The following is an 8,154-nucleotide window of genomic DNA, read 5'->3' on the forward strand; positions in this document are numbered from 1 at the left end:
TAAATTCGGAACTGGGAGGCGGAGTCTGGGAGCGGCTGGATGGCTGGAATACTGCCGGACATCGCAGCAAACCCCTTTCTTCTGTTTTATTTACAATATTATCCTTTCAGATGTTTCTCCCATCTTTTCCTTGTTCTTTCCATGGATCGGTGCTATACTTAACCTACGTTATAAACGTAGATGAAACAGAAAAATTGTACGTTTTTGGCGTACGATTATTTCTATTATTTATTAATTGATTGACATATCTGACTGCAGGAGTATACCGTACAATGGAAAATCAATTTAACATTGAATATTATACACTCCTGGCAGAGCGCATCCAGGCGCGGGATGCCGACGCTTTTACCGAATTTTACCAGGTTTCATACAATGACCTGTATCGATATGCATACTATTTTCTGAAGGATGCGCATCTCGCCCAGGATGCACTGCATGAAATTTACATACTGGTATGGCGCTCCATTTCTTCCCTGAAGGACAACCAGATGTTCCATTCCTGGCTGAAACAGATTACCTATCATGTATGCTGTGATTTTCAGAGGAAATATATGTCCATATCCCAGCATGAGGCTTCCGCAGCAGATAACACGGAATTTCTTCTGGATCTGCGGGAACAGGACGACTGTTTTCAGGAGCTCTACGATCAGGAAGCCCTGCAGCGTCTGGAAGCGTATCTTGCCGAGCTGCCTGCTCAGCCGAGGAAGGCATTTCTGCTGCGCTACAAAAATAAGCTGCAGATGGAGCAGGTCGCGGATTTTCTGGGCGTCAGCCTGAGCACAGCCAAGCGCGCGGTCAACAGGGCGAAGAAGCATCTCCGGAAACGTTTCGGTGATACCCTGCTGCCTTTGCTTCTGATTTTTCTCTCTGCTTTTCTGCTGATTGGCTGCATCGGAGACGGGGCCGCCGCTTCTGCCGTGGAGACGGAGCTGGGGACGCGCCCGAACGCCCCGGTCGTATATGAACCGGAAGCCCCGCAGACAGAGACTGCAGGCGCGGAGCCTCTGATCGTGGATATCTCAAACCGGAGCCGCGGCTATGTTATGGCCAGATACACAGGCGGCGCCGCCAGGGCCAATATTCAGCTCACAGGACCTGACGGCGTCGCCTACAAATATTTTCTCACCTCTTCCGATACCTGGACGCCTCTCCCGCTGACCGCAGGGGATGGGACCTATCAAATCGACGGCTATGAAAATATTTCCGGCACGCAGTATGCGGTTCTTTTTAAAGAAACAATGGCGCTTCAGCTGGAAGACGAGCTTCTCCCCTTTTTATATCCCAGCCAGTACGTGAACTTCAACAGAGACAGTAAGGCCGTCGCCAGGGCTTCAGAAATCGTCTCGGAAGCTTCCTCAGATCTGGACGCCGTGGCAGACATTTATCATTATATTATCGAGCATGTGAGTTATGATATGGAAAAGGCGGAGACGGTGAAATCCGGCTATCTGCCGGATGTGGACGAGACGCTGGAGACCGGAAAGGGGATCTGCTTCGACTACGCCTCCCTGACAGCGGCCATGCTCCGCTCCCAGAATATTCCTGCCCGGCTGGAAATCGGCTACGCGGGCGAGATCTATCATGCATGGATCAGCGTCTACACGGAGGAAACGGGGTGGATCGACCGGCTCATTGAATTTGCGGAAGGCGGATGGACCCGCATGGATCCTACCCTGGCCTCTGAAAACGGGAACAGCAGCGCCGTCCTGAACTATATTGGCGACGGCACTAATTACACGACACAGTATATCCGCTGAGAAAGGAGCCCTATGAAAGCTTTCAATAATTCTGAACTTATTTTTTTCTGCGGTCAGCTGGCGCTCACCTTACGTTCCGGGATTTCTTCCCTGGAAGGGCTGTCGCTGATGCTGGAGGATTCGCCCGGCGGGGACGGGCAGAAGCTTCTGGAACAGCTCATTCACGAGATGGAACAGACCGGAAGCCTCAGCCAGGCCCTGGAATCAGCAAAGGTCTTCCCCCCCTATCTGTGCAGTATGGTGGAGCTCGGAGAGCAGACAGGACGGCTGGATGATGTGATGGAGTCTTTGGCTTCTCACTACCGCCGGGAAGAAGTGCTTTCCAGAAATATCCGCAGCGCAGTGGCGTATCCCCTGGTGATGCTCGGAATGATGATTGCAGTGATGGCCGTCCTTCTTATAAAGGTGATGCCCGTCTTCCGCCAGGTATTTGAGCAGCTGGGTACGCAGATGACCGGATTTCCCAGGGCTGTCATGGAGCTGGGCGGCGTCCTTGGAAATTACAGCGGCGTTTTCCTTGTTCTGGCTGCTGCTGCGGCTGCCGTATGTATCTTTCTTTTCTTTACGGAAAAGGGCCGGAGCATATCTTCAAATCTCTTCAACCGCTCTGTATTTACCCGCAGGCTTGCTGAAAAAATTGCCTGCTCCCGTTTTGCCAGCGCGATGTATCTGTCCTTGAGCAGCGGCCTGGACGTAGATCAGAGCCTGGAAATGACCGAACGGCTGGTAGAGCATACAAGGGTTCAGGGACAGATCCGGGAAATCCGGCGCTCTGTCGCCGCCGGGGAAGAGACCTTTGCGGAGGCGGCGGCCCGGACAAGGATTTTTACCGGGGCATACACAAGGATGCTTGCTGCCGGCTTCCGGGCCGGTTCCCTGGACGAGGTCATGAAACAGATTTCCGCCCAATATGACGAAGAAATCGAGGAACGGATTGACTCGGCGCTTGGCCGGCTGGAGCCTACCCTGGTAGCGATTCTGTCTGTAGCGGTCGGCCTGATTCTTCTCTCTGTCATGCTGCCGCTGCTTGGCGTCATGGCAAATATCGGAGGCTGAGAAATGATGAACCGTTTTCACAAAAACAGAAGCAGGCTGCAGCCTCTCCGTTTTCTGCTTCCCATATTTCTCTTCTGCCTGATGCTTCTGATACTTCTTCAGGGCCTTTCTTCTATCTCCTCCACTGCTGCGGAGGAGGAAGCGGCACGGCTTCATGACGCTGTTCTCCAGGGCGCTGTTCAGTGCTATGCGCTGGAGGGCTTCTATCCGGAAGACCTGGAGTATCTGGAAACCCATTATGGCTTGTCCTATGATTCAGAGAAATATGTGATTTCCTATGAGGTCATCGGCTCCAATCTGATGCCGGATGTGACGATCATTCCTCTCGGAGAAAGGGGGACGGATTCATGAGGCGAAGGCGTTTTCAGTCCCATACTGTGGATCTTTTGTTTACTCTCTCACTCTTCTGCGTGTTCGCCGTCTGTGCGTTTCTGGTCATAACCATGGGGGTCAGGGTCTACCGTTCTACGGCGCAGTACCTGGAGGACACCTACAGCGCACGCACCGCTCTCTCCTACGTAGCGGAGAAAATCCGGCAGCATGACGCGGAGGGCCAGGTGGCTTTGACACAGCTGGAGGGCAGAAACGCCATCCTGCTGACAGATGAGATTGAGGGCAGTCTCTACGAAACCTATCTCTATCCAGACGGAGAATATATCTGCGAGCTGGTAGTCCGGCAGGGCACGGAGGTCTCTCCCTCCATGGGCCAGCAGGTTCTGCGCGCGGATGGATTTTCCATTGAGGATCTGGGGGACGGCTTTCTTAAGCTTTCCGCGCCGGATTCGAAAGGAAAGACCTATACGTTTCTTCTGCATCTGAGAAATACGGGAGGATTTTCAGGAAAGGAATGAGCCGGACATGAATCGTCTTAAGCACACACGTTCCAGTCTTTTTTTAATAGAGCTTATCATTGCCATACTGTTTTTTTCTGCCGGCAGCGCCGTCTGTATCCAGGCCTTTGTTCAGGCCCATCTGATGAGCCAGAAGGCCTCAGATCTGAGCTTTGCTTCCGCCCAGGTCTCCAGCGCCGCTTCTGTCGTGCGCTACACAGACGGATCCCCGGAAGCCATCGCAGGATACTTTCCGGGGGCCGAAGAAATTCCAGGAGCTGAAGCTGCCGCTGATACGGAAACCGGCGGGCAGACCTGCGCAGTCTACTATGACGAAGAACGGCAGCCTTGTTCTGCAGAAGAGGCGGCCTATATTCTGACCATCCACACGGAACAGGAGGGCGGCCGCACGGACGCCCGTCTGTCCATGAGCAGCGCAGAGGGCAGCTCCATCTATGAGCTGAGCCTGCGTTATCCGTCAGACGCCGCAGCGGGAAAGGAGGAATGAGCCTGTGAATTCTGAAAACAGACGCTCTGTCACCAGCATCGGCATTACGTCCTTTGTACTGATTTTTGTCATGCTCTGCCTGCTGACCTTTTCCGTGCTCTCTCTGGCTACTGCCAGAGCGGATTTACGGCTCAGCCAGCGAAGCGCCGACCGTACATCTGCCTATTATGATGCAGAGAACCGGGCAAATGATATTTTATTGGAGATTATTTCCTGTATGGAGGACTGCCTCTCAGAAACCGGAGGCGATACTGATATGGAGGAGGATGCCGACGCTGCGTCCTTCTACACCAGTGTCAGGGACAGCCTGGAAGGACAGAATGGCATCACATTCACCGGAGAACACACCCTGCAGTACTCGGTTCCTCTGGAGGATGAGCAGCTGCTCCGGGTTTCCCTGGAGCTCTCGTTTGAGCCATATGAGGATGGCAGCCGCTATAAAATACTGGAATGGCGCACGGAATCTACCCACGAATGGGATTCTGACGAAACGCTGCCTCTTCTCGATGAGGACAGCCTGTCAGGCATGGTTATGGAGGAATGATAAATGAACGCTTTGGATTTTCTGACACAGACTATTAAAACAGGAGCTTCCGACCTCTTTATCGTAGCCGGCCGCCAGCTTTCCTTTAAAAAGGGCGGCCGTATCGAAACCCTGGGGGAGGAACGCCTGATGCCCGCCGACACGGAAAAGATGCTCCGGGAAATCTACACGCTCGCAGACAGCCGGGACATTTCCCGCCTGATTAAGCAAGGCGACGACGACTTCTCCTTTGCCGTGCCCGGACTCTCCCGTTTCCGTGTCAGCGCCTATCTGCAGCGCGGCTCCATGGCCGCGGTGATCCGTATTATCACGTTTGAGCTTCCGGATCCCCGGGCGCTTGGAATCCCGGATCAGGTCATAGAACTGGGCAGGCTGTCCAGGGGTCTTGTGCTGGTCACCGGCCCGGCAGGAAGCGGCAAATCCACGACGCTGGCCTGCATCATCGATGCCATCAACGAGACTCAGGAAAAGCATATCATCACGATGGAAGACCCTCTGGAATTCCTTCACAGGCACAAAAGAAGCATCGTAAGCCAGCGCGAAATCAGCTCCGACACAGACAGCTATGTGGTAGCCCTGAGGGCCTCGCTGCGCCAGAGCCCGGACGTCATCCTTCTGGGAGAAATGCGTGATTTCGAGACCATTTCCATCGCCATGACAGCGGCCGAAACCGGACACCTGGTTCTTTCTACGCTTCACACGCCCAGCGCGGCCAGCACTGTCGACCGCATCATCGACGTCTTTCCGCCCAGCCAGCAGCGTCAAATCGCCGTACAGCTGTCCACCACTCTCCAGGCCGTGGTATCCCAGCAGCTTCTCCCATCGGCAGACGGCCTTTCCCGGGTCGCCGCCTTCGAGATGATGACTGTGACGCCTGCCATCCGGAATATGATTCGCGAGAACAAGATTCCCCAGATTGACGGCATGATTTACTCCGCCTCCTCCGATACCATGTTTTCCATGGACTCCAGCCTGGCGGCCCTGTGCCGGAAAGGCCAAATCAGCCGGGAGGAAGCTCTGACGCATGCTTCTAACCCCGAGATGCTGAAAAGGAAGCTGTAGGATTGCATGAAGATACCCCGGATATCAGAAAATTTTTTCATCTGCGCTGATATCCGGGGATTCTGTTTTTATGAAGCTCCGTTAAATTATTTTGTCTATTTCGCGAGAAAAATGAAATGGTGGGAATTAAAACACTGGAACTAATAGGTATGTAAAAATTTTAACACCCCTGCCGGAAATTCCTGGCACTCTGCTACCCTGTTATCTGCATATACTCTTTTGCATGTGCTTCCCGGACGTGTATGAGATTGGCATGTCTCACTTTGATTTACAAAATATATGACCTATGGAACACTTACAGCTAAAATTGAAGCTAAATTGAAGCTAAAACCTCGTCTTTGACACATTCTAAGAGAAAAAAGCGCTACAACCGTTGAAAATACGGGCTTGTAGCGCTTTGCAACCGATACGCGAAATATAGTAATGTTTTATCTCCTTTTGCTTTTTTTCTGTATTTCTTTCATTTTCCGTTTCGTAATAAACTGATAGTCTGTCCGAAAGCCGCATGCTTCATGAAGAGCATCTGTGATTTCCCGCCGTTCGTATACAGGCTGGAACCCCTGTTCTTCTATATCGGCAAACTTTATGCCTTTCAGTGCCCGCAGAAGCTGTTCGGTTGTATAGTGATTTTTCAGTTCCCTCTGCAGCAGCCTGAAATGCAGCAGCGCAAGGAAACAGATAAGGAAATGGGCTCTAATCCGTTCTTCCCGGCTCAGGTAAACCGGACGTGCATCAAATTCCGTTTTCATTGTCCGGAAGCAGTCCTCGATCTGCCACCTTCCTTCGCTTACTTTTAAAATATCTGCCACATCATCGTCCAGCAGATCAGTGCAGACGGCGTACAGACCGTCATATTTTTCTTCTTGCGCGATCTTATCCATGTCCAGATAATAATGGATTTCTGCCTTTTCCCCATCTTTGGTAGCAGCGATTTTATTCACAAAGCGCGCCGGGTCATTGGGATTTTTACTCTGCCTTTTTACTGAACCACCGCTAATCAGCTTTTCGGCCCGGGCAATCTGTTCGGCCCGGACTGCTTTTTGGTAGGCGGCATACTTGGGCGAATAGGTTATGATTAACCGCTGATGGAGTTTCTTTGTCGTGTAGGGCTCATCTTTATAAAAGAGTCCCTGTTTATCTTCTTCCGTAAGCTGCGTGATATCAACCGGAGCGTCATCGTCCAGCCGTTTGAAGCCGGTTCTGCTTAAAGCCCATTCCCGGTCCTCTGCCGGAAGTTTCTTAATGGATTGTGTAACAATAAAAGCCCGCTGCCCCATGTGGTTAAAGGCCCTGTTTTCTTCCGAAGCCAGTCCGGCATCGCTGCAGTAAATGAACTTTTGATGGCCAAACTGCTGGAGGATTTTTGTTTCCAGCGGTTTCAAAGATTTCTGCTCATTCTGGTTTCCAGGAAACAGGGAGAAAGCCAAAGGAATTCCATCCCCATCGGTAAACAGTCCCATCTGGATGATAGGGTTAGGTTTGTGATCCTTGCCTTTTCCGTATCTTCTGTCACCGTCCTCCTGCTCAATCTCAAAATAGTAGTTTGAGCAGTCGTAATAAAGGACAGCGTCATTTCTGCTTCCGAAGAAGAAACTATTCTTATAGGCTTCGGCCTGGATAAAATCCATTTCTTCGGCCAGGATAGAGAGCGCACGGTAAACGTCATGGAGTTCGTAGGATGGCGTCTCGAGAAAATTTCCGGCAGCCTTGAAGGAAGAGGCTTTGCTGGAAGGTTCCAGAATGCGGGTGTAGATCAGATCGGACAGGATTGCGTTTAAATCGAACTGGTATTTATGATGGTACTTGATTTTGCGGCAGACAGAGTCCATTTTCAATCCATAGTAAATGGATTGAAGAAAGAGATACCCGCCTTCAAAAAGCTTTTTCCTGCTGTAGTCCATAAGCCTGTTGGAATGGAAAGGAATCATAACCACAGCATCTTCCGTTTCCTGCTTATATTTATCGGTTTCAATTTTTGCCTGTTCTCTGGCCCAGGCCATGACGCCATCCCGATCCGTATGAAGCATTTCGGATAATTCGGCAAGTGTGCCCAGCTTTCGGATAATCTTGGAAGTACTTTTTCCCTGGTTGTTGATATAAGATTTGGCAATATAGAAGGACTCTGAATTTTTAGATTTTGTAGTCATAACTTTCATAAACATCACCCTGTTCTATTATACCACATAATGCCAGAAAATGCTATATAATAAATCAAAAAAGTTGACAAAAAAATGCAGGTTTTATGCGGCCTGCAAGTAGTTTTCTTTTTATTCAACTGTCAAACGCCCGGCCAAATCAGCCGGGAGGAAGCTCTGACGCATGCTTCTAACCCCGAGATGCTGAAAAGGAAGCTGTAGGATTGCATGAAGATACCCCGGATATCAGAAAATTTTTTCA

General features: G+C 51.0%; 8 protein-coding genes. 7 read left to right on the plus strand and 1 reads right to left on the minus strand.

The annotated features are described in order from the left end of the window. Nucleotides 1-272 precede the first annotated feature (272 nt). Genes B5E77_RS13825 through B5E77_RS13855 form a run of 7 tightly spaced genes read left to right on the plus strand, consistent with a single transcriptional unit; the run spans nt 273 to nt 5,757 of the window. On the plus strand, nt 273-1,757 hold the full coding sequence (locus B5E77_RS13825; RefSeq protein ID WP_087165939.1) for a sigma-70 family RNA polymerase sigma factor: 1,485 nt from the start codon (nt 273-275) through the stop codon (nt 1,755-1,757). A 12-nt stretch (nt 1,758-1,769) separates the two neighbouring features. Continuing rightward, nucleotides 1,770-2,813: a type II secretion system F family protein gene (locus B5E77_RS13830; RefSeq protein ID WP_087165940.1), complete on the plus strand. Its 1,044-nt coding sequence runs from the start codon at nt 1,770-1,772 to the stop codon at nt 2,811-2,813. Nucleotides 2,814-2,816: 3 nt separating this feature from the next. Next, nucleotides 2,817-3,164 carry a hypothetical protein gene (locus tag B5E77_RS13835; RefSeq protein ID WP_242963749.1) on the plus strand — a complete coding sequence of 116 codons (348 nt, stop codon included), beginning with the start codon at nt 2,817-2,819 and terminating at the stop codon, nt 3,162-3,164. After that, entirely contained in the window at nt 3,161-3,664 is a 504-nt protein-coding gene (locus B5E77_RS13840) for a DUF4860 domain-containing protein (protein ID WP_087165941.1), read from the plus strand. Before B5E77_RS13835 ends, B5E77_RS13840 begins: the two co-directional genes overlap by 4 nt. A 7-nt stretch (nt 3,665-3,671) precedes the next feature. Next, nucleotides 3,672-4,151: a hypothetical protein gene (locus B5E77_RS13845; protein ID WP_087165942.1), complete on the plus strand. Its 480-nt coding sequence runs from the start codon at nt 3,672-3,674 to the stop codon at nt 4,149-4,151. A gap of 4 nt (nt 4,152-4,155) precedes the next feature. Continuing rightward, the gene (locus B5E77_RS13850) at nt 4,156-4,695 is read left to right on the plus strand and encodes a hypothetical protein (RefSeq protein WP_087165943.1); all 540 of its coding nucleotides are present in this window, start codon (nt 4,156-4,158) and stop codon (nt 4,693-4,695) included. A gap of 3 nt (nt 4,696-4,698) precedes the next feature. Continuing rightward, nucleotides 4,699-5,757 carry a type IV pilus twitching motility protein PilT gene (locus B5E77_RS13855; RefSeq protein WP_087165944.1) on the plus strand — a complete coding sequence of 353 codons (1,059 nt, stop codon included), beginning with the start codon at nt 4,699-4,701 and terminating at the stop codon, nt 5,755-5,757. 428 nt (nt 5,758-6,185) lie between these two features. On the opposite strand, the gene B5E77_RS13860 is transcribed toward B5E77_RS13855, so the two are convergent. Next, on the minus strand, nt 6,186-7,913 hold the full coding sequence (locus tag B5E77_RS13860; RefSeq protein WP_087165945.1) for an IS1634 family transposase: 1,728 nt from the start codon (nt 7,911-7,913) through the stop codon (nt 6,186-6,188). Between the last annotated feature and the right edge of the window lie 241 nt (nt 7,914-8,154).

The organism is Lachnoclostridium sp. An131, from assembly GCF_002160825.1.
Classification (GTDB): Bacteria; Bacillota; Clostridia; order Lachnospirales; family Lachnospiraceae; genus Laedolimicola.